21 protein-coding genes are annotated in these 20949 nt (G+C 56.3%); 9 read left to right on the top strand and 12 right to left on the bottom strand.

Annotation, left to right across the window (positions count from 1 at the left end):
* Positions 1-135: 135 nt before the first annotated feature.
* From FPL22_RS17245 to FPL22_RS17210, 8 genes are all read left to right on the top strand, one after another.
* A complete protein-coding gene (locus tag FPL22_RS17245; protein ID WP_144354284.1) occupies positions 136-618 on the top strand; it encodes a hypothetical protein in 483 nt (160 codons plus the stop codon).
* 381 nt (positions 619-999) lie between these two features.
* Positions 1000-1290 carry a hydrolase gene (locus FPL22_RS17240; protein WP_144354283.1) on the top strand — a complete coding sequence of 97 codons (291 nt, stop codon included), beginning with the start codon at positions 1000-1002 and terminating at the stop codon, positions 1288-1290.
* Positions 1291-1451: 161 nt separating this feature from the next.
* Positions 1452-1994 carry a hypothetical protein gene (locus tag FPL22_RS17235; protein WP_144354282.1) on the top strand — a complete coding sequence of 181 codons (543 nt, stop codon included), beginning with the start codon at positions 1452-1454 and terminating at the stop codon, positions 1992-1994.
* Between the two features lie 393 nt (positions 1995-2387).
* Positions 2388-2744 (top strand): hypothetical protein, encoded by a 357-nt coding sequence (locus tag FPL22_RS17230; RefSeq protein WP_144354281.1) that lies wholly within the window; start codon positions 2388-2390, stop codon positions 2742-2744.
* Between the two features lie 130 nt (positions 2745-2874).
* Positions 2875-3324 carry a DUF7684 family protein gene (locus tag FPL22_RS17225; protein ID WP_425502750.1) on the top strand — a complete coding sequence of 150 codons (450 nt, stop codon included), beginning with the start codon at positions 2875-2877 and terminating at the stop codon, positions 3322-3324.
* Positions 3325-3439: 115 nt separating this feature from the next.
* The gene (locus FPL22_RS17220) at positions 3440-3706 is read left to right on the top strand and encodes a hypothetical protein (protein ID WP_144354279.1); all 267 of its coding nucleotides are present in this window, start codon (positions 3440-3442) and stop codon (positions 3704-3706) included.
* A gap of 727 nt (positions 3707-4433) precedes the next feature.
* Positions 4434-4847, top strand: a complete 414-nt coding sequence (locus FPL22_RS17215) for a hypothetical protein (RefSeq protein ID WP_144354278.1) — start codon at positions 4434-4436, stop codon at positions 4845-4847.
* Positions 4848-6007: 1160 nt separating this feature from the next.
* Entirely contained in the window at positions 6008-6337 is a 330-nt protein-coding gene (locus tag FPL22_RS17210; RefSeq protein WP_144354277.1) for a hypothetical protein, read from the top strand.
* A 620-nt stretch (positions 6338-6957) separates the two neighbouring features.
* Here FPL22_RS17210 and FPL22_RS17205 read toward each other — a convergent pair.
* The 10 genes from FPL22_RS17205 to FPL22_RS17160 form a co-directional block, all read right to left on the bottom strand.
* Entirely contained in the window at positions 6958-7644 is a 687-nt protein-coding gene (locus FPL22_RS17205) for a c-type cytochrome (RefSeq protein WP_144354276.1), read from the bottom strand.
* Entirely contained in the window at positions 7641-8366 is a 726-nt protein-coding gene (locus FPL22_RS17200; RefSeq protein WP_144354275.1) for a cbb3-type cytochrome c oxidase subunit II, read from the bottom strand. The genes FPL22_RS17205 and FPL22_RS17200 overlap by 4 nt, the downstream gene beginning before the upstream one ends.
* Positions 8363-9832 (bottom strand): cbb3-type cytochrome c oxidase subunit I, encoded by a 1470-nt coding sequence (locus FPL22_RS17195; protein ID WP_144354274.1) that lies wholly within the window; start codon positions 9830-9832, stop codon positions 8363-8365. Before FPL22_RS17195 ends, FPL22_RS17200 begins: the two co-directional genes overlap by 4 nt.
* A gap of 78 nt (positions 9833-9910) precedes the next feature.
* On the bottom strand, positions 9911-10213 hold the full coding sequence (locus FPL22_RS17190) for a hypothetical protein (RefSeq protein WP_144354273.1): 303 nt from the start codon (positions 10211-10213) through the stop codon (positions 9911-9913).
* A complete protein-coding gene (locus FPL22_RS17185) occupies positions 10206-11492 on the bottom strand; it encodes a hypothetical protein (protein ID WP_144354272.1) in 1287 nt (428 codons plus the stop codon). Before FPL22_RS17185 ends, FPL22_RS17190 begins: the two co-directional genes overlap by 8 nt.
* Positions 11489-12139 carry a c-type cytochrome gene (locus FPL22_RS17180; RefSeq protein WP_144354271.1) on the bottom strand — a complete coding sequence of 217 codons (651 nt, stop codon included), beginning with the start codon at positions 12137-12139 and terminating at the stop codon, positions 11489-11491. Before FPL22_RS17180 ends, FPL22_RS17185 begins: the two co-directional genes overlap by 4 nt.
* Positions 12140-12142: 3 nt before the next feature.
* Positions 12143-12676: a DUF3341 domain-containing protein gene (locus FPL22_RS17175; RefSeq protein WP_144354270.1), complete on the bottom strand. Its 534-nt coding sequence runs from the start codon at positions 12674-12676 to the stop codon at positions 12143-12145.
* 24 nt (positions 12677-12700) lie between these two features.
* The gene (nrfD, locus tag FPL22_RS17170; RefSeq protein ID WP_144354269.1) at positions 12701-14158 is read right to left on the bottom strand and encodes an NrfD/PsrC family molybdoenzyme membrane anchor subunit; all 1458 of its coding nucleotides are present in this window, start codon (positions 14156-14158) and stop codon (positions 12701-12703) included.
* Positions 14158-17586 (bottom strand): TAT-variant-translocated molybdopterin oxidoreductase, encoded by a 3429-nt coding sequence (locus tag FPL22_RS17165; protein ID WP_144354268.1) that lies wholly within the window; start codon positions 17584-17586, stop codon positions 14158-14160. The genes nrfD and FPL22_RS17165 overlap by 1 nt, the downstream gene beginning before the upstream one ends.
* 12 nt (positions 17587-17598) lie before the next feature.
* A complete protein-coding gene (locus tag FPL22_RS17160; RefSeq protein ID WP_144354267.1) occupies positions 17599-18255 on the bottom strand; it encodes a cytochrome c3 family protein in 657 nt (218 codons plus the stop codon).
* Between the two features lie 480 nt (positions 18256-18735).
* Between FPL22_RS17160 and FPL22_RS17155 the strand changes: the two genes are divergently transcribed.
* Positions 18736-19143, top strand: a complete 408-nt coding sequence (locus FPL22_RS17155; RefSeq protein WP_144354266.1) for an acyl-CoA thioesterase — start codon at positions 18736-18738, stop codon at positions 19141-19143.
* Here FPL22_RS17155 and queG read toward each other — a convergent pair.
* Together queG and FPL22_RS17145 are read right to left on the bottom strand one after the other, a co-directional pair.
* Positions 19140-20297, bottom strand: coding sequence for a tRNA epoxyqueuosine(34) reductase QueG (gene queG / locus FPL22_RS17150; RefSeq protein ID WP_144354265.1), 1158 nt, complete (start codon positions 20295-20297; stop codon positions 19140-19142). The genes FPL22_RS17155 and queG overlap by 4 nt on opposite strands.
* Positions 20287-20853 (bottom strand): shikimate kinase, encoded by a 567-nt coding sequence (locus FPL22_RS17145; RefSeq protein WP_144354264.1) that lies wholly within the window; start codon positions 20851-20853, stop codon positions 20287-20289. The genes queG and FPL22_RS17145 overlap by 11 nt, the downstream gene beginning before the upstream one ends.
* Positions 20854-20949 lie beyond the last annotated feature (96 nt).

Below are 20949 nucleotides of genomic sequence, written 5' to 3'. Positions count from 1 at the left end.
ACTATTTCGTATGTAATCGAAGAAGAAACGGAGGCTAACCAAGCGTTACAGACAACGACCACAGCTGTCACGGATCGTGCTGTCGCACGCTCCGCGCCAGCTGCGGTCGTGTCTGATCTTTGACGTTAGCCAAAAATGAAATACCTAATCATGCTTGCGCTAAGTGCGCTTCCACTAATTGGCATGCCGACTTTTAACGGCTCTACCTACAAAGAGTATGAATCTTGGAGGTCGGCTGGTATGTTAGCCGGCACCATCACCGAAGCCGAGTGGCGTCCACTTATTCGCGCAGAGTCGAAAATTATGCATTTCATTGATATAAGCGCCGAAATCCGCGATGAAGCCGTCGCAAAGGAAATATTTGTCCGCTTGATAAGAAATAAATCACTAGCAGACATCGAGTTAATAGCGGCCCTTGTAGATTTGACCAAACAGATAAGGTTTCAATCCGAGTTTGAATTGATAGCGATTCAGAATGACAGATTGCGGATCGAGGCCTCTACGGAAGAACGAAAGGAATATTTTAAAAAGCTTTTCGAAATGGGCGCTGAGAATCGGAAAGAAATGGACAGTGCGGTATTGGCAGCAAAGGAAAATCTAACGAATAAAATCAAATGAGGCTAACCAGTCGTTACAGACAATTTCGAGGACTGTCCCAGTCGCGGCTGAGCCGCTTTGTGGGCCAGCCCTCGAAATGTCTGATCTAAAGCGTTCGGCAATATAAGACCGAGGTTACGCGGTGAACCATCAGCCCGAAAAAATTAAAACCATGTCGCTGATATACGAAAGCGACGGGGCGAAGCTGTAGATACGAAAAGAAAAACCATCAGCCTGAAGAAAACCGAACCCACGCGTATGACTATCTCTGGAGCCAGAAACAAAAACCACGGAGCCGAACCAGTCGTTACAGACAATTTCATGCAGTGTCACAGTCGCGGCGGAGCCGCTTTGTGTGCCACCGCACGAAATGTCTGATCTTAAGCGTTCGGCAAAAATAAAATGCCACAAATCGCCTACATAGATGTTGATGATACTCTTGTCCGATCAGTCGGAACGAAGCGCATTCCGATGGTTGGCACGATTGCGCACGTCCGGAAAATGAAAGAAGCCGGATGGGTATTGTATTGCTGGAGTAGTGGCGGCGGCGATTACGCAAAAGATTCGGCAAAGGAACTCGGAATTGAAGAGTGCTTTGTAGGTTTCCTCCCAAAGCCAGAGGTTATGATCGACGACGTATCCCCAGAGAAATGGCGCACGCTTACAGTAATTCATCCAGCAGAAATAAAATGAACCACGGAGCCGAACCAGGCGTTACAGACAATTTCGTGCAGTGTCACAGTCGCGGCGGAGCCGCTTTGTGTGCCACCGCACGAAATGTCTGATCTAAAGCGTTCGGCAAAAAAATTATGCGTATATCTATAATATTGTTAATTACTACACTCGCCGGAGCCTTGACCGCTTCCGCTAATCCGAGTTCGGAATACCGTTCTATCCCTCCAGTTGAAAGGATTCACTTTATTGAAGCGCCTGATGCGTTTGTCCAATTAGTCGGCGGTTATCGATGGGATTTCGAAATTACGACCGCCAAAGACAAAGTGCTAGTAGTCGATTTCGGAATTGGAAAATCAGGATGGGATGGCGTCGGACCATTCAATCATTTTTACCCAGACGAACTAAAGAAAGATCAGCCGAACATTATTACATTTTGTCTTATTCCTGACGGCTCATTTCTGCTTACGACCGAAAAGAGCGTGCGATTCAAAGTGATCATCGCATTAAACGGGAAGGCAAGAGGCGGCTCCTACATCTCCACATATACACCCACTCAAAAATATAAAACAGGATCAGACTATTTTTCAGATGGATACCGCTCTCCGCCTGTAGATAAAAATGGGCTTTATCGTCTTATGAGCGTATGGCTTGAAGGGAAGTCCATGAAAGATGAGCCAGATGAGAATCTTCTGCTAGGCTTTTATGAAAAAGATCAGAAATAAAGAGCCGAACCAGGCGTTACAGACAATGACCACAGCTGTCACGTGTCGTGCTGCGCACGCCCCGCGCCAGCTGCGGTCATGTCTGATCTAAAGCGTTCTGCAAAACGGAATCCCGGAATATAGAGTTTTGGTCAGCGAATTATCGGTATGCGTATGAAAGCCCAAAAAAGAAAGAAGTCGCTGGTTTGAGGAAGCGACGGGGCGAAGCCATCACTAAAAAACCAAACCCACGCGCATGAATCTTTCCAGTTTAAGAAAAAAGACGGAGCAGAACCAGTCACTACAGACAACGAACCGCACTGTCACGGAATGTGCTCCGAGCCGCACATTCCGCGCCAGCGCGGTTCGTGTCTGACCTCAAACGTTCGGCAAAAAATGACCCCCTCTTCGAAAATGCCAGCGATTCCTCAATTTGGTGTTTCATGGTTTGAAGGTGCATCACATGTAATTGGACGGAATCATGACTGTGATCTTTTAGTTGGAACGGAATTTACTGAGCTGGTGGAGACGCGTATGTCTCCCCAGAAAAACACAGATGGTAGCTTTAATATCAAAAGCGAGATTGTGCGTCGAATTGCGATCAAGTGCCGAATTCAAGAAATAATGATATATCGCCGTAGTGTAGATTGCCTCTCAGGTGGATGGACTGCCCGCCTCACACTGGAGGGCCCCTCAGTTCGTGAGATTGCTCAAATAATACCTGCTGAAGCATCGAATCGAGGTTTCACTTTGCGTAGTATTGTTGGTTAATATTATCCCATAAATGAAAACCATACCGCCGAACCAGGCGTTACAGACAACGACCCGCACTGTCACGCCGGCTGCTTCGCACCCGTCGCGCCAGCGCGTGTCGTGTCTGATCTAAAGCGTTCGGCAAAAAATGAGTCGGCAATTATACATCACAAGCTGCCACGAGCGCCCATTCCGTTTCGTGCCACCACCGATTTATGAAGATTACGCATTACTGCTAGTTGTAGTTGCCAACGATGTTACGCCGGAAGAGCAGACTAGTATTTCCAGGCAGATTATCGCATCACGGGCGCGCTATGTTGCAGCATGGGGACACGAATGCAGCACTTGGGATTGCTCAGTCGATTGTGCTTTTCTAGAGACAGATCCTAATTTTACACCACCAGATGAGAAGTTTGTCATGACGACTTGGCACGACAAAGAATCGCTTGATAACGCATTCGAATTTCTCTGGCTATGCGGAATGATTGATGACGGATATCCCGATGCTGTTTGTGTATTTATATTAGGCGGCGATTTGAGGACGGAATTCCAAGTTCGACGCGCCGCCGTAAATCTCAATATTTCTGGAATAAAATGAAAACCACGGAGCCGAACCAGTCGTTACAGACAATTTCGTGCAGTGTCACAGTCGCGGCGGAGCCGCTTTGTGTGCCACCGCACGAAATGTCTGATCTAAAGCGTTGGGCAAAAATATGCTAATCCTCGCACATGGTGGTTTGCCTTATGTTATCTTCGGCTGGCTATGGCTCGGTATGGGAACAGGCCTTGCCATCGCGGGGTGCGTCGCTGCCATACGAAAAAAGAAAGAGTTAGGTCTTGGATTGAGCTTAGGTGGTCTGCTGTGGGGGATTTCAGCTATTCACACACGACTATCATGGCCAGCAATTGGGATAGCGGCAGCCGGGTTGCTATTGGCTGCTGGTCAAATTTGGATATCCAAAAAGAATACCAAAGAATGAAAACCACGGAGCCCAACCAGTCACTACAGACAACGAATCGCACTGTCACGGAATGTGCTCCGAGCCGCACATTCCGCGCCAGCGCGATTCGTGTCTGACCTCAAACGTTCGGCAAAAATGAACGAACCACGGCTAATCATTTGTGCTGTATTATGGTATTCTGGGGTAAGTTATTTTGCGTGGCATTATATCCGGATGCTCAGGACTGGGAATGCAAGTTTCAGGTTTTCCGAGGTCCGGAAAGAAAAAGATCCGATCATATTGCGGACCCGAATCATTTCAGAAGGCGGATTGCTGGTTTTATTAGCCATTTCACCCATTATCACTATGACACTAAAACGATGAAAAAAGGAGCCGAACCAGTCGTTACAGACAATTTCGTGCAGTGGCACAGTCGCGGCGGAGCCGCTTTGTGTGCCACCGCACGAAATGTCTGATCTAAAGCGTTCGGCAATATAAGACCGAGGTTACGCGGTAAACCATCAGCCCGAAAAATTAAAACCATGTCGCTGATATACGGAAGCGACGGGGCGAAGCTGTAGATACGAAAAGAAAAAACATCAGCCTGAAGAAAATCGAACCCACGCGCATGAATATCTCTGGAGCCAGAAACAAAAACCACGGAGCCGAACCAGTCGTTACAGACAATTTCGTGCAGTGTCACAGTCGCGGCGGAGCCGCTTTGTGTGCCACCGCACGAAATGTCTGATCTAAAGCGTTGGGCAAAATGAAAACCCTCATACTACTCTTTGTCTTGGTTGCTTTCGGATGCACGCAGAGGCCCGTCCGACCCAATCATTATCCGGCGCTCGATTACCCATTTGCCGATATCTCCGATCTTCATGACGGCGTGTCGCTAATATATGAAGGAAAGGATATAGGATTGGATGGCGGATCTCATGTTTATATTTTTTCTACACCCGAGAAAAGAAAGATTCAGCTTTGGGATCTGTGCATCGTCGCAAAAAAAGGCAAAGGACTAGAACCGAACCTGAACGCATTCATGCTGGTTTTTGGCACGAAGAATGAAGACGCAGTTATTGTTCCGGTTGGATCAGAACTCGAATCGTTATTGATCTCAATCACACCGAAGGAAATAGCTGCAGGAATTTCAGACCGAGCACATGCTATACATTACTAAAACGGAGCCCAACAAGGCGTTACAGACAACGACCACAGCTGTCACGGATCGTGCTGTCGCACGCTCCGCGCCAGCTGCGGTCGTGTCTGATCTTTGACGTTGGGCAAAAATATGAAATCCATCATCGCTCTCTTCATGCTATGCGTTCTATCGGCATGTGTAGCGCCCAAAAGCCCAAAAGACGCAGCTTACATGCGTGCATTAATCGCAAATAAAGAAATGTATTTAGAGCCACCTTGGCGGACATTGATAAGGCTGATAGCGCCACTTTATTCCTACTGAATCCATCGACAGAGGAAGGAGTCAGATTATCCGATCCATTTTCTGAACTTCAATATAAGTTCCCTATTCGACCGGATGATCGAGCTGTAGAAATAATTAAAAGGAAGCAGTTATCTAAGGCGGAAACCCATGATTTAATATCCGAGATCAAGCGGATTATGAAGCAGCAGAATTATTCTGATGGACCCTTTTGCCATAATCCAAATTACGGAATCCGACTTTATTCTAGGAATCAGATGATTTTCGAGTCATCATTTAGCTGGGATTGCGGAAATTACTATTTGGCCTTTCCGGATGGTTCGTCAGAATGGATTGGCGTCCATGAATTCAAAATCCTGAGCGCCATTATGGAAGCCATCTTACCCCCCTAATGCAAAATAACACGGAGCCCAACCAGTCGTTACAGACAATGACCACAGCTGTCACGTGTCGTGCTGCGCACGCCCCGCGCCAGCCATAGCCGCGTCTCACCTCAAACGTTCGGCAAACATGAAAAACGCTACTCGGCTATTATTCCCCCATTTTATTGCCGCATTATTGGCTTTAACTTACACCTACCTAAATGCTCACAAGTATTTCTTTGTCGACACACTGGGACTTGGTTGTGGCTGCGTTAGCGGATTCAATACCAATAGCCTCACATTGAGGTTCTGGTTTTTTCTTCTGTCATTATTCATGCTCTGTTTGCTAATGGCATCAAAGGAGAAAGCGTTTAGGTTCAGAGCCGTCTATTTCGCCGGAAGCGTCGTCGCATTCTTCTGCCTAAGCGTATTTTGGTTTATAAGAAAAAACGTATGGCTATAAATAAAACGGAGCCGAACCAGTCGTTACAGACAATGCCCACAGCTGTCACGTCTCACCTCAAACGTTCGGCAAAAATGAAAACCAAGGCCATCGAGTTCCTACTATTCGCCGTTTTAGCGGCAGCATCTTTGTTGGCGGCGCGCCTTGGATTCAGCATCGTGCGCAGCAGTAGTAGCGGTCCAGATGGCGCGATGTTCTTTATTCCAGTCGCTATATTTGGACTACCGTTTGTCGCAGGATTTTTCGGAATGTTATTTTACTCGATTCTTGCATCCATCTTGGGCGAGACGATTCCGAAAGAAGATTCCGAAGAAGGTTTTTTTCTTCTGGGACATACCGTTAGATCCAGTTTTATCGCCGGAGCCATCTCGGTAATCTTAGCCTTTACGCCACTTGCATCCTGAACCCCAAAAGACGCCGAACCAGGCGTTACAGACAATTTCGTGCAGTGTCACAGTCGCGGCGGAGCCGCTTTGTGTGCCACCGCACGAAATCCCTTATCTAAAGCGTTCGGCAGAATGAGGCCAAAAGCTAAATACCTCGTGCTATGTGGAGCTTGGCTTGTGTTCTCTGCAGAAGCATCCGCACATCCGCCTCATGTTGAGCCTTGGAAGCACGTTGCGAACATTGGCTTCTCGGTGATTAACACGATCATCATAGGATATATTTTAAAGACGAAGATCGGAAATTTGGCCGGAATCATTGGCGCTTTGCTAACATTCCTTATTTTCATCACCGCAGGTTATATTCTGACATTTGTCAGCTCGTTATGAAATCCACAGAGCCCAACCAGTCGTTACAGCAATGATCTGAATGCGGATGCACAATCGGTCGAGCGGCAACTTTGCCGCTCTCCGGCTGCTTAGGGCGCAAGCGGCTTGGACCTTTGCCCAAGGTATATTTATTTAATCAAAGCGGCATATTGCCCGCGCTCCCCTTCCCTCCGCTTTGCCTTACCTTCGAAACGAAAAGCCCGACCTGTTGAGGTCGGGCTTTTTTGTGACTGGCGTCTGGCGCAGAAGGCTTACTTGAAGGTTTCAAGCTCGCCCTGCGTCCAGGGTTTGGCGCGGGCTTTTTCGGCGGCGAGAACCTCGGCCACCTTTTCCTTGGTGATCGGGGCAGAAGTATTACCCCACTCTTGGCGGACGTAGGTCAGCACTTGGGCGACCTTTTCTTCGTTCCAGTTGAAACCACCGCCAACGACTTTGCCGAAGGCTGGCATCGCGCTGTTATAGGTGTGTCCGTGAACCGTGAGCGGGCCGTTGAGGCCGTGCAGCACGATGCGAATGACGCGTTCTTCGTTGCCCTGGACCCACTCGGAACCGGCCAGCGGAGGATAGGTGCCGGCGACGCCCTGACCGTTGGTCTGGTGACAAGTGACGCAGGCGCCGCCCGACAGGTAGGCCTTCTTACCCGCAGCAATGATCTGCTCGGGCGTGAGTTCTTTTTTGCCCGCTCCGGCGGCGGCGGTCTTGGGATCGAAGCGTTCGTCGTAAACCATCGGGCTGAAGCCGCCGCGGTGCTGCACCACGTAGATGCTCGTGACGAAGATCATCGCGGAGACCAGCCCGAGCAGGAACAGCGGCATCGCCTTGTAGCCTTCTTTCGGCTCGGGCTTTTCGCTGACCAGCTTGGAGTGAACCTTCTGGATGCTTTCGTCGGATGCGCCGTTCTGGTCGGCGGAGAAATTTTTATTCTTATCGGCGCTCATTGGTGGCCCTCCTTCTTTTCTTCAACCTTGGTCTCTCCGTGGGGGGCGCCGGCTTTCTTCTGGGGCGCGGGAGGCGTGTAAACGTTCTTGGTCTCGGGATACGCGTAGGTGTCCTTGAGGCTCAGCAGATAGGCAACGAGTGCTTCGCCGCGGGCGGTGGGAACAATTTCGTAGCCGGGCTGGGCCGCGTGAGTGCCGGTCAGCTTGAGCGCCTTGGTGGAGGGCTCGCCGAGGATCTGCTGCGACTTGAAGAGGAAAGCGTAGCGGGGCATGGCCGAATCCTTCGAAACAAGCGTGGGATCGAAGAGGTAGTGATAAAGCGACTCGGCGGTCGGCTCGGTGCCGGCGGCGTTTTTACGGGCAGCGAAATTACGGAGGTCGGGACCCACGCGTTGCGAACCAATGAGAACGCGGGACTCGCGCAAGTAGTCGCGGGCCACGCTCTGGCGTTCGCCCCAACCACGGCTGCCTTCACCGGTGTCGGAACCGAAACCGGGACGGCGGACTTGCTGGGTGTGGCACGCGACGCAACCGAGGTCTTGATAGACCAGCTTGCCTTGCGCGGCGAGACCGGGGGACTGCAGCGGGAAGGCCTTGCCCTCGTCTTCATCGACGTGGGTCGTGAAGGAGCCGTAGGTAAGCTGGTTGGTCAGCACGAGGCCGACGAAGGAGAATGCGAGGGCGCAAAAAACGCCGAGGAAGATAAAGGGAGCGCGATTCATCGGGCGGCCTCCGGTTGGACGGACAGCAGGTCTTTGGCAGAGCGCACGGCGGGAGCAGCGGCACGGCCCAGGGTCCAGAAGAAGTTAAGGGCAAAGGCAAGCTGGCCGACGGCCAGAATCACCAAGGCAATGTTAGCGGCAAAAAGGTAGGGCTGCGTTGCCTTGGTCACGTCGGCAAAGGCGACGCTCGCATCGGCCAGCAGACGACCCTGGCTGATACCACCGACAGCGAGCGAACCGACGAGCAGCACCACACCGACCGCGGACGCCGTGAAATGGAGACCGATCAGCGGCTTGCTGGCCCACGAGGTGTTGAGCACGCGGGGCACGATGTAATAGAGGGCACCAAACACGACCATGCTGAAGAAGCCATAGAGGCCGAGTTGCGCCTCGGCGACGGTGACATAGGTGAACTGCGTAATGGCGGCGACGCCGTGGAGAGCACCCAGAACCCAGACGGCGAGCACGAGCATGAACGCCACGATGCCAAAGCCCATGAAACGAAGGGTGATGTCACCTTTGAGCGAGGACCAGCGGTTGGAAAGCGTGCCAAAGAAGTTCATCCAAAGAATGACCAAGGGCACGATGAGCATGAAGCTGGCGGCCGCACCCACGGTTTGCACCCAAGCGGGAACCGGTCCGCCGATCAGGCGGGAGATACCGGCCCAGCTGCCAAACACGGCGAACCACCAGAAGCTGAGGGAAGCGAGGTAGTAGTTGGAGACCGGCTTAAGGAGCAGCTTGGGCAGAAAATAATAGATGGCCGCCAGTGCGATCGAGGCGAACCAGAGCAGAAACAAGTTCGAGGCGAACCAAGCCTGCACAACCGACTGAACGGTGCCGCGCACGGGCGAGAACACCAACATCACCTGCGCGATGGAGTAGATCCAAGGGAACCAAAACAGCGCGGCAAAGATATACCATTGCGACGCGTAAATCTCATGGGAACGACCGGCGCGGAAAACCACCAGGGTCCAGGCGGCAATCAAGGCGTAGGCAACGAGGAGGAGCGGCGTCGCGAAACCGGGCAGTTCGAGCCATTCAATGGAGGTGGAGAAGCCCGTCAGGATGCCACCGATGCCGAGGGTGACGCCGGCATTCCAGAACAAGGTGCCAATCAAGAGCACGCCGCAGCCGGGCAGCGCGCCGCGCGAAAGGCGGGCCATGAGCCAGAGGCTGACTGCGAACGCGGCGTTGAAGCTCCAGCCGTAGATAAAGGCGTTGCTTTGCGCAGGCTGGATGCGGCCGTAAGTCAGAAATTCGCAGCTATCGAGAAACGCGGGAGTGTGGAGTTTCCACGCCGACACGAGGCCGAGCACGCTGGCGATCAGCAGCCACACAAGCGCGGAGCCGATGAGAACGACCAGCGGAGTGCGCAGCGAAGCGTCAATGACAGGGGCTTCGGCCGAATGCGGGGAGGCGCGTTCGGGCGTCAGCTCGGAGGAGGGACTGGGATCTTTGGCCATCGTTGGGTTTAAGCCGGAAAACGAAATAGAGGAACCGGCGGTCGCGAGGCACAAAGGCCTGCTGAGCCGCCGGTGGAATCACTTCTTGGCGTTGATCTCCTTGATCGTGATTGCGACGGCTTCGTCGATCGGAATGCGAACGATGCCGGCATTCTGGTCAACCCAGCCGTAGCTGGTGGCGGCGGCCTTTTCTTTGGCGCGCAGATCGGCAAGAGCGGCCTTGCGCTGCTCGGGCGTGCGAACGCCGTCGGGGAGCGGATCGGGCTTCTTCGGCAGGTAGGCGATGAAGACGATCAGTGCGAAGATCGCGAAGCCACCGATGGCGGCCGCAACCGTCAGCAAGGAGCCGGACGAGGAAGGAGTTTTCGTGGAATCACTCATGGTGCGTGAGGCATTCAGTGATGCGCGGATCGCGGATCGGGATGAGCTTGGCCTTGGGGAAGCTCTTCAAATAGGCCCAGAAGAATACGCCGCCCACGCCAATGATCGAGGTGGCGGTCCAGAGAAGGTTGAGGGACAGGAAAGGCAACGGATCGCCATGGCCGTGGTCGGCCTTGAGGGCGGGAGCGATGTTGTAGATCAGGTCTATGACGATGACGAAAAGGATCCAGATCACGATCGGCTTGATGCGGCTGTGAACGATCTTGTTCTTGTAGGAAAGCAGGTAGAGGAACGGGGCCAGGAAGTGGCCGAACAGGATGAACATGCCGACGTATTTCCACTGGCTCGGAGCGCCCTCTTTCGTGATTTCACGGAGGTTATACCAGAAGGTTTCCTCGGGAACGTTGGCGTTCCAGATCAGGAAGTATTGGGAGAACGTCACGTAGGCCCAGAACACCGTGAAGGCGAAGATGAGCATGCCCGCGGAGTAAAGGTGGTTGGTGTTCAAGATGCCCTTGAGGTCGCCGCGCTTGTAGAGGTGCAGCATCCAGAGCACGCCGATCGAAAGGGCTCCGCGCACGCAGTTGGCGAAGAACCACACGCCGAACATCGTGGAGAACCAGTGATACTCGAGGCTCTTGATCCAGTAGATCGAGGCGAGCGTCAGGGTGACGGCGCCGAGGGCGAGACCAAAGGCGGCGGTCTTGCGGTTCATGAACGTCCACTTGAGGTCGCCATCGGCATCTTGGCTGAAGGAGGCCTTGCGAAGACGGGCGGAGAGCCAGATCCAGACGATGAAGCAGAGAGCGGTCATCGCGATGAACATGGGGATATTCAAGAAACCGGCCTTTTTCACGTAGAGCGGGTCGTGCCCGACCGTGTGGCCGCCGTGGATGACGTAATCGGGATTCATCCAGTGCCAGATGTAGTCGTGCGTTCCTGTCAGCGAAACGATCACGAGCGGCGAGAACAACAGGGCCAGCCACGGGAAGGCGGCGAGACCATGTTCGAACTGGCGGCGGAGCACCACCGACCACGAGGCGTCGAGGATGTGGTGGATCATCACCAGCATCAGCATGCCGATGGCGATGGCAGTCCAGAAGGTGACGCCGACCAGCCACGAAAGGGCGACGGCGTGTCCGTCGGACACGAATAGACCGATAATCGTCAGGATGATGCCGGCGATGCCGACAACGAGCGCCTTGCCGGAGCAGGCGCAGGACGACGATTTCGATTCAGAAGAGAGAGCCGCGGGCGCGGTGGCAGCGTGAGTGCTCATTTGATACCAAGCTCGGATTTATGGCCGGGGGGAACATCCGCGGCGGTGGCGTGGGCGGCGCGCTGGAGGGCGCGGACGTAGGCGATGACCGCCCAGCGATCTTCAGCGGAAAGTTTGTCCGCATAGGAAAGCATGTTGCCCTTGCCGTGGGTGATGACGTTGAAAAGTTCGCCGTTGGCGACGGTGCGAAGACGCTCGTCGTGGTAGGTGGGCGTGGCGCCCATACCGTATTGTTTGGTGATGCCATTACCATCGCCGACCGCACCGTGGCAGGGTGCGCAGTAGATGGTGTAACGATCCTGGCCGCGCTCAAGGAGCTTGGAAGGATCGATGGTCACCGCGGACGGATAACCGGCGACCCAGGCACCCTTGGAATCCTTGCCTTCGAACAGGACGGTGTCGGCCTTGAGGAAATGAGCGTCGGGGGCATCGACGGTGCGACCATACGCAACCGTGCCGGCGGCACGGGGGCGATCGGCACGGCCGTCGGCGAAGAACTTGGACTCGGCCTGCGGCTTGTATTTGGCCTGGTGATCCATGTCGGGGAACACCTCAAGCGGCGAACGAGTCGAGAGGGAGCCGCGGAATCCGAGGATGGAAACCGACAGCACCACGACGAAGAAGATGATGAGATAAACGTAACGCATGGCTTAGGCTTCCAGCTCCTGGATGTCTTTGCCGCCGGCCTTCTCGAGCAGGGCCTTGGTCTGGGCGAGGTTAAATTTGGGGTCGCTGGACTCGATCACGATGTGAAATTTGTCGTCCATGCCGGAGAGGATTTTGTCGCTCTTAAGCACCGGGTGGTAATGCATCGGGAGGCCGTTGAGGAACAACATGCCGCCGATGGTCGCGAACGCGGTGAAAAGAATGGTGAGCTCGTAGGACACCGGGAAGGCGAACAACGGGCTGAAGTAGGGCTTGCCGCCCACAATCAACGGATAGTTGAAGTAGCTCGTGTAGATGATCAGGGACATACCGGTGGTGAAACCGAGGATGCCGCCGCACAGCGAGAAACGAGGAACTTTGGAACGTCCAAGGCCCATGGCCTTGTCGAGTCCGTGGACAGGGAACGGCGTGATGCAGTCCCAGTTTTTGTAGCCGGCATCGCGCACCTGCTCCGCCGCGTGGTAAACGGAAGGAGTGGTCTCGAAGGTGGCGATCAGGCCGTAAGATTTTGCAGACATGGTCAGTAGGTCGTCGGCTGGAACTTAGTGGTGGGCCTTGGCGAGGGCGTCGGTCCCGTGGTCGTCGTGACCATGGACGTCGGCCTGCGGCATGACGGATTTGATTTCGGCCATAGGCATCACGGGCAGGAAGCGGATGAACAGGAGGAACAACACGCTGAATACGCCGAAGGTGCCGAAGAAGGTGAAGATTTCGACGATCGAGGGGCTGTAGTAACCCCACGAGGACGGGAGGAAGTCGCGAGCCAGCGACGTGACGATGATCACGAAGCGCTCGAACCACATGCCGACGTTGACGAAGATCGAAAGAATCCAGACGAACGAGGTGTTCTCGCGGACTTTCTTGAACCAGAAGAACTGCGGCGTGATGACGTTGCAGCTGATCATGATCCAGTAGGCCCAAGCGTAGTGGCCGAAGGCACGGTTGATGAAAGCGAAGCCTTCGTTCGGGTTCGCACCATACCAAGCGATGAAGAACTCCATGCCGTAGGCGTAACCCACGATAGTGCCCGTCGCCAAAACGATCTTACACATACAGTCGATGTGATACTGCGTGATCAGGTCCTGCAGACCATAAATGGCGCGCAGCGGGAGCATCAGCGTGAGCACCATGCCGAAGCCGGAGAAAATAGCGCCGGCCACGAAGTAAGGAGGGAAGATCGTGGTGTGCCAGCCCGGGAGTAGCGACACGGCAAAGTCGAACGACACGATGGTATGCACCGAGAGCACCAGCGGCGTGGAAACGCCGGCCAGGATCAGGTAAGCCATCTCGTAGTTGCTCCAATGGCGGTTGGAACCGCGCCAGCCGAGGGCGAAGAAACCGTAGCAGAACGAGCGAACCTTGTTGCCGGCTTTGAAGAAGCGGTCGCGGAGGACGGCCAAGTCAGGGAGCAGACCGACATACCAGAACAGCACGGACACCGTTCCGTAGGTCGAGACGGCGAACACGTCCCACTCGAGCGGCGAACGATAGTTCTGCCAGATGTCGTTGCTGTTCGGGATCGGGAACAGATACCAAGCGAACCAGACGCGACCGACGTGGAACACCGGGAAGATACCGGCGCAAACCACGGCAAAAATCGTCATGGCCTCGGCGGCGCGATTGATCGAGGTGCGCCACTTCTGGCGCAGCAAGCACAAGATCGCGGAGATCAGCGTGCCGGCGTGACCGATACCGATCCAGAACACGAAGTTCACGATGTCCCAGGCCCAGTTGACCGGGTTGGCGTGGCCCCAGACACCGACGCCCGTCGAAACGAGGTAGGTGATGCCGGCGACCGTGAAGGACGCCACGCAGCAGGCGAGGACGAAGCAGACCCACCACCACGTGGGGGTCTTGCCTTCGATGATACCGGAGATCTTGTCCGTCACCCAGCCAAAGCTCCGGTTGTTTTCAACCAGAGTGGCGCGGGGGAACGGAGTCGGTTTGACCTCGTTAAGGATGGCCGGCTGGGCGGCGGTGGAATGTGCGTGGGCGGCCATTAGCTGAGTCCTCCGAAGAGCTTGTTACCTTTGAAGAAAGAGGAGTGGCCTTCCTTCTTCTCGCCCTCCGGGGCGTGTTCACCGTGACCGGACTCGCCACCGTGGGCGGGCTCGTGGCCAAAGTGCGGGTTGTTCTTCTTTTCGTATTCGGTGCGGCTGAGCGGGAGCGCAGCGTAATCGGGCATCGCCGGATTCGGGTTGCGCAGCTTGCCGAGGTAGGTGGTGCGGGGGCGCACATTGAGGTAACCGAGGAGCGCGTAATCCTGCTCCTGAGCCTTGGCCTTGGAGACAGCGCTGGTCGGATCCTTGATATTGCCGAAGCTGACGCCATCGACAGGGCAAACCTGTTGGCAGGCCGTCTTGATCGTGCCGTCGGGAATCTCGACGTCGCTGGAGGCACCGGCCTTCACCTTCTGCTTGATCTTGGCCTGCTGGATACGCTGCACGCAATAGGTGCACTTCTCCATCACGCCGCGCATACGCACGGTGACGTCCGGGTTCTTCACCATCTTGACGAGTTCGGGCATGCCGGACTGGCCGAGCGGTCCCATGTAAAGCTCGTCGATGGAACGCTTGTTCCAGTCGAAGAAGTTGAAACGGCGAACCTTGTAAGGGCAGTTGTTCGCGCAGTAACGCGTGCCGATGCAACGGTTGTAGGCCATCGTGTTGAGGCCATCGTCATCATGGACTGTGGCATTGACCGGGCACACGATTTCGCACGGGGCGAGTTCGCAGTGTTGGCAGGCCACGGGCTGGAGGGAAACTTGCGGATCCTCGGGGATGACTTTGTTGCCTTCGCCACCGAACGCCGCACCTTCGATGTTGCCATCGGAGTAGTAGCGATCGAGGCGGATCCAGTGCATCTCACGACCGCGGAGGACCTGGTCCTTGCCGACGATGGGGATGTTGTTCTCGGCCTGGCACGCGATGATACAGGCGTTGCAGCCGATGCACGTGTTGAGATCGATCGACATACCCCACTGGTGGGTGCCCTTGAAATCAGGGTGATCGTAGAGCGACTGACCGCGCGGCGTCTCGACGGCGATGATCGCCTTGCGCTTGGCGCGATCCTCGGGGGACAACGCGGCGAGAGCCTGAATGGAGTCTTCTTCGCCGAGGTTGGACGGGGCGTGAGACTCGGTGCCGAACTTGTTGACGAAACCGAGATCGGTGGTGCCGTCTTCCTTGAAGTTTTCTTCGCGGACGATTTCGCGACCTTCCATCGACCAGTGTTCCTGGGTGTTGGCGAGGGCGTAGACTTCCGACGTGACCTTGAGCGTGGCGCCGGTGGCGAAGGCCATGCCGCTGGTCGTGCGCAGCGGGTAGAAGTTGTGGCCGACTCCCTTGCCCACGCGACCGGAAACCGTGCGACCGTAGCCGAGCGGGAGGACGATCGTGAAGTTGGAAAGACCCGGCTGGATGTGCAGAGGACCACGGACGGTGACACCGTTAAGGGTGACTTCACCGATGAAGGCCTGCTCCTTGCCCTGCTTGAAGTGGGCATTTTCCTTACGAGCGACCTGGAGGACGGAGCCTTCCGGATCGATCTTAAGGTGTTTGCCGAGGCGCGGGCTGATCAGGATGGCGTTGTCCCAAGAGATCTTGGTGATCGGATCAGGGCACTCCTGCAGCCAGCCGTTGTTGGCGAAGCGGCCGTCATCGACCTTCGCGTCGAAGGTGAAACGCACTTCGAGGTTTTCAGCGGAGAGCTCGGTGAACTTCGGCGCGAGGGCGAAGATCGGGGCGAGGCCACCGGCGTTGAAGCGCACGATCGACTTCTTGTAAGCGGTGCCTTGAAGCACGCCGTCGTGAAGGAACTGGCGGAACACATGGTCGGCGTTGCCACCACCGATGAGGGTCGTGATGGTGTTGTAAACCTGTGTGTAAGGATCGGTTACGCTTTCGCCTGAGATGCGGGCCAGAACTTCGATCTCAGTGAGACCGTTGAACAGGGGCTGAATCATCGGCTGAACCGGCACGATGGTGCCATCGGCCGTGCGGGCGTCGCCCCACGACTCGAGATAATGAGCGGCGTGGATATGCGTGCCGGAGACGACCGAGGTCTCGTCAACGTAGTAGCCGTAGCGAACAACATCGGGCACGCTCTTGATCAACTCGGCAAAACCGAGATCGGCGGGCGCATCATAGACGGGATTGCCGCCGAGGATGACCAGCGTCTTGACGGAGCCGGCTTTCATGGCGGAGGCGAGCGTGGAGATGGTCGCGGTGTTGCCAGCGGGGATCGCGACGAAGTCGACCGTCTTACCCACGTTGCCGAGGACTACGTTCAACGCATAGGCGATGGCGTGAACCTGCGGAGGCAGATGGCTGCCGGCGATGATGACACTCTCACCCTTGTGGGCGCGGAGGTCGGCGGCGCAGGCATCGAGCCATTTGTCCTGATCCTTGAAATTGAGACCCTGTGAAAGGGCATCAAACGTCGAGTCACCGCTCACCTTGCCGGCCAGTGCGGCGGCGAAGGCCAGCATGTGGCTGCTCGCGAGACGCAGGCGGTGATCAGCCATCGAACCAACGAGCGAGAAACCGCTCTCGATCGAATAAAGACGGTTCATCGCATCGTCTTTTTTGACGACCTTGCGACCCTTGGTGAACTCGCGGGTGTAGTAGAGCGAGTTGGACTCGGCGTGGAAGAAATCAGCGTCGATCGAAACGATGCGCTTGGCCTTGGCGAGCTGGTAGATCGGCTTGACGCTCTGGCCGAAGGCGGCCTGGGCGGCGGAAGCGGAAACCTCATCCTGAGCGGCTTCGTATTCGGCCCAGATGGCCTTGGGAAACTTCTTGCGCAGACCGGCGACCAGAGCGGCGCGCGTCGGCGAACCGGACTGACCGGCCAGGAAAGCAAGGCTCGCACCGGCATCGGCTGCAGCGTTGGTGCCGATCTTCGCGAGAAGATCCTGCACAGCGGCCTGGCTGACGCCCGCACCCTTCACGGTCGAAACCGTGGAGCGATCCGGATCATAGAGGTCGAGCACCGAGGCCTGCACGAACGCGTTGGTGGCGCCACCGAAGGCGGCGTAGGTCGGATTACCCTCGATCTTGGTCGGACGGCCCTGATGGGTCTCGGCCAGGATCGGGACGGCTCCCTTGCGCGTCGGCATCGACGAGGCAAAGTAGAGCGGCAGACCCGGGATCACTTCCTCGACGGACTTGCCGTAAGGGAGGATATGCTTCTCGGGGCGGCGGCAGCCGGCGGCGAGGCCCACGCCACCAAGGGCGAAGGAAGCGGCCATGAGCTTGAAGAACTGGCGGCGGTCAACGCCGTTCAAGTTCGAGGCGTCCGCGGGGAATTCGCGTTCGGCCTGGGCCTTGAAGCCGGGAGTCTCGGCGAGTTCGTCGAGGCTGCGCCAGTATTTCGGGCCGGTCAGCTCGCGTTCGGACGGGGCGGGATGGTCAAATTTGCGTTTCATCGGTGGTATGTATCAGCGATGGCAGCCGGAGCAGCTTTGCGGAGGTTTGATGTTCCAATCGTGAACGAACTTCTTGCCGTCACGGAGTTGGCCTTCGGCACCCTCGGGGTGCTTCCAGTCGAGATTGGTGACGAGTTTAGGATCACGGATAAATTTTTCAGGGGCACGGTGGCACTCCAAGCAGAAGCCCATCGAGAGGGGCTTGGCCTGGTGAACGACATCCATTTCGTTGATCTTGCCATGGCACTCCACGCAGGAGATGCCGCGAGTGATGTGCACGGAGTGGTTGAAGTAAACGTAATCGGGGGCCTGGTGGATCTTCACCCAAGGCACCGGATCGCCGGAGGCGTAGCTGTCACGCACGACCTGCAGCAGCGGGCTGTCGGTCTTGACCTGATTATGACAGTTCATGCACGTCTGCGCGGCGGGGATCGACGAGGTCGCGCTCTTGTCCACGCCAACGTGGCAATAGCGGCAGTCGATGCCGAGCTGACCGGCGTGCAGCGCATGGCTGAACGGCACGGGCTGCACCGGAGCGTAACCAACATTGATATACTTGTTGGTCGCGTAGTAGGTCGTTCCAGCCGTCACGATGCCACCGAGCACGAACACCAGAAGGATGATCTGCAGCGGGAGCTTGTTGGCCGATTTGGGAAAGAGTTTGGACATATGCCGAAAGAATCTTCGCTAAGCGGAAGAAATTGCTCGGGTTAGACCGTGTCGGCGGAGCGCGCCACGGTGCGGGAGTCCTGGCTCACCTTGAAAGGCGCCGTCTTTGAAACCGGGGCATCGGCAGGCGATGCAGACGGTCTCGCAAGGAGTTTAGGGGCCACGCCAGCGACGGCGAAAAGGCCCAGCAACTTGGCGAAGAATGTTTTTCGCGAGTGTTGGTGGCTCACAGGTTGGTCAGGTTAAAGTGGTCAAAGTCAGCCGGTGAAGGAATGGTCCGGCTTTTCCAAAGTAAAACAAAAATTCTACAAACAGGCCTTATCCGCACAGATAATTAGTCAGAACGCCCTCAAAGCTCGTTACTGCTAATCATTCAATAGGACAAAGCCCGCCTCTCGGTTGAGCATTCGGCAAGCCGAACGCAAAGAAACTTGTTACGCCTCCCCTTCTGCGCTGTGGTCACGCAGATTTTACAAGCCGATGATCACGTCCCGCGCCTCCGTCTCCGTTCGCTACGCTGAAACCGACATGATGAGAGTCGTTTACCACGGGAGTTACCTGCCTTGGTTGGAAATCGGCCGGACCCACCTGCTCAAGGAACACGGCCTGCCCTACCGCGAACTGGAGGCCGAAGGATTCTTCTTGCCCGTGCTGGAGGTCAGCCTGCGTTACTTGCGCCCCGCCAAATACGATGACGAGGTTACCATCGTGACTTTCCTCCGCGAAAAACCCTCCCTGCGCATCCGCATGGAATATGAACTTTTTCGTGGTGCTGAAAAAATCGCCACTGCGACCTCGCTCCACGCCTTCATCGACCGCGCCGGCAAACCGGTGCGCCCTCCCGCCGCGTTCGTGACTATGATCGATAAGGTGTTCGCCACCGGTTAAACGTCCAAAGCTTGGTATTCGGCGAGCACTGCCGCATCCTGCTCGACGCCTCGCGCCTCGGCCAGCCTCCCCTCCCCGCCCAGTTTGCGCACCGCCCAAACGGCATGCGCCCGCACAACCGGTGAGACATGCCCGGTGAGCGTGACGAGCACATCGAGGCATTCCTGCGCGTCGGTGTTGGCAGCCACGATGCAGGCATTGCGGAGCAAGCCGGAGATTTTGACGCGTTTGATCGCGGTTCCCTTGAAGACCGCGGCAAACCGCTCCGGCGTCAGCGACAACACTTCACGCAACGGCAGGTCGCCGATGCCGTAGCGCGCCGCCAGCAGCACCTGCCGCCCCGCTTGGGCAAACCGGTTCCACGGACACACCTCCAGGCAGGTGTCGCAGCCGTAGATACGATTACCGATGCCTGCGCGTAATTCACGCGGAATGATCCCTTTGTTTTCGATGGTCTGATACGACACGCATCGTCGCGCATCCAGCACGCCCGGCCGAGGCAATGCCTGGGTCGGGCACGCATCCATGCAGCGCGTGCACTTGCCGCACAACAAACCCGGCTCCGTCTCGCGACCGGCCGAATCCTTGCGAACCGGTTCGTCGGGAGCGAACTCCAACGTGGTCAGGACCGCGGCAAGAAACAGCCAGTTGCCGTGCGTGCGCGAGATGAGCATCGCGTTCTTACCGATGAATCCGAGGCCCGACTTCGCCGCCCAGCCGCGCTCGATCACCGGTCCCGTGTCGACGTAGTAACGATAATCCGCCGCCGTCACCCGGGGGCCACCCAGCTCTTCCAGCAGCCGACCCGCGCCGACCAGCGCCTCTTTTATTGTGTCGTGGTAATCTGAATACAGTGCATACCGCGCCCAGGCCGGACGGCCTTCTTTTGCGCGGTTTAATCCGTCGGTCCCGTTCATGCCGGGCGGCAGATAATTCACCCCGAGAATGATCACCGAGCGCGCACCCGGCAGCACCAGCGACGGATCGCTGCGTTTCGGCACCGTGCGCTCCATCCAATTCATATCGGCATGATAACCGGCATCGATCCACGCGCTCAGCTTCGGGCCGAAGCCCGGCTCCACGCGGGCAAACCGCACTTCGTCGAACCCGAGCGCCTGCAACCGCGCCCGCACCACCTCGCGATCAACGGCCATGCTTCGCCTTCGCCGCCGCCGAACGCGCAAATTCCGACGCTTCACGGCGGTAGGCACGCAACACATGCTGCACGATATCGAGCATCGGACGCCCGTCGGTCAGTATCACGGTGCCCGCTTGATTGTAGATCGGTTCACGAATCGCGTAGAGCGTGCGGATGCGCTCCATTGGGTCGTCCACATCGAGCAACGGCCGGTTGCGATTGCCCTGCGTCCGGCGTAAAATCGTGTCCAAAGAAGCATGAAGGCAGATCACCACGCCCGATTCGCGCAACACCTCCAAGTTTCCGGGCTGCACGACCAGTCCGCCGCCGCAGGCCACGACGGTGCGTTTGCGCTGATGACCACCGTCCACGAATTCTTTTTCCATCGCTCGAAATGCCGCTTCCCCGTCGGTTGCGAAGATCTGCGGGATGGATTTCCCCTGCTTGCGCTCGATCTCGTGGTCGCTGTCGAGCAGGGCAAAGCCCAGCCGGTGGGCCACGATGCGACCGATGGTGGTCTTGCCCGTGCCCATGAAGCCTACCAAATAGAGATTAACGTCGCTGGATTGCATTGCGCAGATACACACGCAAGGGCCGGCGGGCTTCATTGCCAAACCCGAAAAAGACTTAACTCCACCCGCTTTGCTGCTCTGCTCGCCCAACTCATG

Source organism: Rariglobus hedericola, assembly GCF_007559335.1.
In the GTDB taxonomy this organism is placed as follows: domain Bacteria; phylum Verrucomicrobiota; class Verrucomicrobiia; order Opitutales; family Opitutaceae; genus Rariglobus; species Rariglobus hedericola.
This window is presented reverse-complemented; position numbering and strand designations above follow the sequence as displayed.

What these genes read in the sequence shown, in the direction of transcription:
- FPL22_RS17245 (WP_144354284.1), top strand. Translation starts at nt 136, where the DNA reads ATGAAATACCTAATCATGCTTGCGCTAAGTGCGCTTCCACTAATTGGC.
- FPL22_RS17240 (WP_144354283.1), top strand. Translation starts at nt 1,000, where the DNA reads ATGCCACAAATCGCCTACATAGATGTTGATGATACTCTTGTCCGATCA.
- FPL22_RS17230 (WP_144354281.1), top strand. Translation starts at nt 2,388, where the DNA reads ATGCCAGCGATTCCTCAATTTGGTGTTTCATGGTTTGAAGGTGCATCA.
- FPL22_RS17225 (WP_425502750.1), top strand. Translation starts at nt 2,875, where the DNA reads ATGAGTCGGCAATTATACATCACAAGCTGCCACGAGCGCCCATTCCGT.
- FPL22_RS17220 (WP_144354279.1), top strand. Translation starts at nt 3,440, where the DNA reads ATGCTAATCCTCGCACATGGTGGTTTGCCTTATGTTATCTTCGGCTGG.
- FPL22_RS17215 (WP_144354278.1), top strand. Translation starts at nt 4,434, where the DNA reads ATGAAAACCCTCATACTACTCTTTGTCTTGGTTGCTTTCGGATGCACG.
- FPL22_RS17210 (WP_144354277.1), top strand. Translation starts at nt 6,008, where the DNA reads ATGAAAACCAAGGCCATCGAGTTCCTACTATTCGCCGTTTTAGCGGCA.
- FPL22_RS17205 (WP_144354276.1), bottom strand. Translation starts at nt 7,644, where the DNA reads ATGAGCGCCGATAAGAATAAAAATTTCTCCGCCGACCAGAACGGCGCA.
- FPL22_RS17200 (WP_144354275.1), bottom strand. Translation starts at nt 8,366, where the DNA reads ATGAATCGCGCTCCCTTTATCTTCCTCGGCGTTTTTTGCGCCCTCGCA.
- FPL22_RS17195 (WP_144354274.1), bottom strand. Translation starts at nt 9,832, where the DNA reads ATGGCCAAAGATCCCAGTCCCTCCTCCGAGCTGACGCCCGAACGCGCC.
- FPL22_RS17190 (WP_144354273.1), bottom strand. Translation starts at nt 10,213, where the DNA reads ATGAGTGATTCCACGAAAACTCCTTCCTCGTCCGGCTCCTTGCTGACG.
- FPL22_RS17185 (WP_144354272.1), bottom strand. Translation starts at nt 11,492, where the DNA reads ATGAGCACTCACGCTGCCACCGCGCCCGCGGCTCTCTCTTCTGAATCG.
- FPL22_RS17180 (WP_144354271.1), bottom strand. Translation starts at nt 12,139, where the DNA reads ATGCGTTACGTTTATCTCATCATCTTCTTCGTCGTGGTGCTGTCGGTT.
- FPL22_RS17175 (WP_144354270.1), bottom strand. Translation starts at nt 12,676, where the DNA reads ATGTCTGCAAAATCTTACGGCCTGATCGCCACCTTCGAGACCACTCCT.
- nrfD (WP_144354269.1), bottom strand. Translation starts at nt 14,158, where the DNA reads ATGGCCGCCCACGCACATTCCACCGCCGCCCAGCCGGCCATCCTTAAC.
- FPL22_RS17165 (WP_144354268.1), bottom strand. Translation starts at nt 17,586, where the DNA reads ATGAAACGCAAATTTGACCATCCCGCCCCGTCCGAACGCGAGCTGACC.
- FPL22_RS17160 (WP_144354267.1), bottom strand. Translation starts at nt 18,255, where the DNA reads ATGTCCAAACTCTTTCCCAAATCGGCCAACAAGCTCCCGCTGCAGATC.
- FPL22_RS17155 (WP_144354266.1), top strand. Translation starts at nt 18,736, where the DNA reads ATGATCACGTCCCGCGCCTCCGTCTCCGTTCGCTACGCTGAAACCGAC.
- queG (WP_144354265.1), bottom strand. Translation starts at nt 20,297, where the DNA reads ATGGCCGTTGATCGCGAGGTGGTGCGGGCGCGGTTGCAGGCGCTCGGG.
- FPL22_RS17145 (WP_144354264.1), bottom strand. Translation starts at nt 20,853, where the DNA reads ATGCAATCCAGCGACGTTAATCTCTATTTGGTAGGCTTCATGGGCACG.